Genomic DNA, 2,181 nt, shown 5'->3' on the forward strand with positions numbered 1-2,181 from the left:
TACGGCGAGGCCTGCGCCCGCACCCGCCAGTCCCGCAGCCGCTCCAGGTCGCGCACCAGAGGCCAGGCGTGGGCGAGCAGGTGGTGGGCGAGCAGGATCGGCTGGGCGTGCTGCAGGTGCGTGCGGCCCGGCATGGCAGCATCCGGATGCGCGGACGCTTGCGCTGCAATCGCGTCGATCAGCCGCACCAGGTGGCGGGCGATCGTCTCCGAGTGGTCGAGCAGGAACATGCGGATGAGCGTGGCGATCTGGTCGTTGCGGCTGCGTCCGGCGCGCAACTTGCCGCCGAGCTCGGGACCGACGACCGACACCAGTGCCGCCTCGAGGGCACCGTGTACGTCTTCGTCGTCATCGGTCGCGACCAACTCGCCGCTCTCCAGCCGGCGGGCGAGCTCGTCGAGCCCGTCGTGCATCGCGGCTTCCTCCACCGCCGTCAGGTGACCCGCCGCCGCAAGGGCCTTTGCGTGCGCGTGCGACCCGGCGATGTCGTAGAGCGCGAGGACCCAGTCGAAATGCGTCGAACGGCTCAGCGCGGCGAGCTCCGGGGCAGGTCCCCCTTCGAAGCGCGCGCCCCAGAGCTGTGCCATCAGGCGCGGGTCTCGACACGCGGGCTGCGCCCGCTACTCGACCACCGAGTCATGACAGGTCCCGGCGAGCAGAGATCTTCGACGGCAGCGACCAGATCTCGATGAAGCCCTTCGCGAGCGACTGATCGAAGGTGTCACCGGTGTCGTAGGTCGCGAGCGAGAAGTCGTAGAGCGACTGCTCGCTCTTGCGGCCGGTGACGACGGCGCGGCCGCCCTGGAGCGTCAACCGAATCTCGCCCGAAACGTACTTCTGGGTGTCGTCGATGAAGGCATCCATGCTGCGCTTGAGACCCGAGAACCAGAGACCCTCGTAGACCAGCTCAGCCCAGTCGGCCTCCATCTTGCGCTTGTAGCGATTGACGTCGCGCTCGAGGGTGAGGTTCTCGAGCTCTTCGTGTGCGGCGATGAGGGCGAGTGCGCCCGGGGCTTCGTAAACCTCGCGGCTCTTGATGCCGACCAGCCGGTCTTCGACGATGTCGATGCGGCCGACCCCGTGCCGCCCGGCGATCGCGTTCATCTGCTGCACCGCCTGCAGCGGGGTGACCGGATTGCCGTCGATCGCGACCGGGATGCCCTGGGCGAAAGTGATGGTCACCTCGTCAGCGGGGCCATCGGCACTGGGGTCGAGGGTGTACTCGTAGAGGTCTTCGATCGGCGCGTTCCACGGGTCCTCGAGGAACCCGGTCTCGACGGCACGACCCCACACGTTCTTGTCGATCGAGTACGGGTTCTTCTTCGACTGCTGGATCGGCAGGTTGTGCTCCTCCGCGTAGACGATCGCCTTGTCGCGGGTGAGGGCGAGGTCGCGTACCGGCGCGATGCTCGTCAGGTCGGGGGCGAGAGCGGCGACTGCGGCCTCGAAGCGCACCTGGTCATTGCCCTTGCCGGTGCAGCCGTGGGCGACGGTGTCGGCTCCCAGCTCCTTCGCGACCCGGGCGAGGTGCTGAGCGATCACGGGCCGGCTGAGCGCCGAGACCAGCGGGTAGCGCTTCTGGTACATCGCGTTCGCCTTGAGGGCGGGCATCAGGAAGTCGTTCGCGAACTGGTCCTTCGCGTCGACGACGACCGACTCGACGGCGCCGCAGTCGAGAGCGCGCTGACGAATGTCATCCATGTCCTCGCCGCCTTGGCCGACGTCGACGGCGAGAGCCACGACCTCCTTGCCGGTCGCATCCTTGAGCCAGCCGATTCCGACCGAGGTGTCGAGTCCGCCCGAGTAGGCGAGGACGACGCGTTGTGCCATGAGTTTTGTCTCTCCTGTGATTGCTGTTGTTCAGCTTAGGGATCGGTAGGGTGGGCGCATGTCCGAGCCGAACTCAGCGTCCGACGCGACTCCCGAGGTGCCGAAAGCCCCGTCGTTCACCTACGGTGAGACCGCGGCAGCCCCGGCCCCGAGCAACCCGCTCCCGCCGCCGGCGTACGGCGAGCGGATGCCGGACTACACGGCAGCTCCCGCCTACGGCACTCCGGGCTACGGCGCGCCGCTTCCGCCCGTCAAGCGACGCCGCACCTGGGACATGGTGCTCACCGTCATCCTGCTGGTCGTCGGCTTCTTCGGGATGCTGATCGGCCTGTTCTACGCCTGGGCCTTCTC

At 68.0% G+C, this 2,181-nt stretch carries 3 protein-coding genes; 1 reads left to right on the forward strand and 2 read right to left on the reverse strand.

Annotated elements, in window-relative coordinates; genetic code table 11:
• Both RMO30_RS07755 and RMO30_RS07760 read right to left on the reverse strand, forming a co-directional pair.
• Positions 1-587 (reverse strand): lyase family protein (locus tag RMO30_RS07755; protein ID WP_309711575.1); only part of this gene is annotated, 587 nt, incomplete at its 3' end.
• A gap of 49 nt (positions 588-636) precedes the next feature.
• On the reverse strand, positions 637-1,830 hold the full coding sequence (locus RMO30_RS07760) for an argininosuccinate synthase (RefSeq protein ID WP_309711578.1): 1,194 nt from the start codon (positions 1,828-1,830) through the stop codon (positions 637-639).
• A 58-nt stretch (positions 1,831-1,888) separates the two neighbouring features.
• Here RMO30_RS07760 and RMO30_RS07765 point away from each other — a divergent pair.
• On the forward strand, positions 1,889-2,181 hold a 293-nt coding region (locus RMO30_RS07765; protein WP_309711581.1), incomplete at its 3' end, for a DUF6264 family protein.

The sequence above is a fragment of the Pseudolysinimonas sp. genome (assembly GCF_031389465.1).
Lineage (GTDB): Bacteria > Actinomycetota > Actinomycetes > Actinomycetales > Microbacteriaceae > Pseudolysinimonas_A.

What these genes read in the sequence shown, in the direction of transcription:
- RMO30_RS07760 (WP_309711578.1), bottom strand. Translation starts at nt 1,830, where the DNA reads ATGGCACAACGCGTCGTCCTCGCCTACTCGGGCGGACTCGACACCTCG.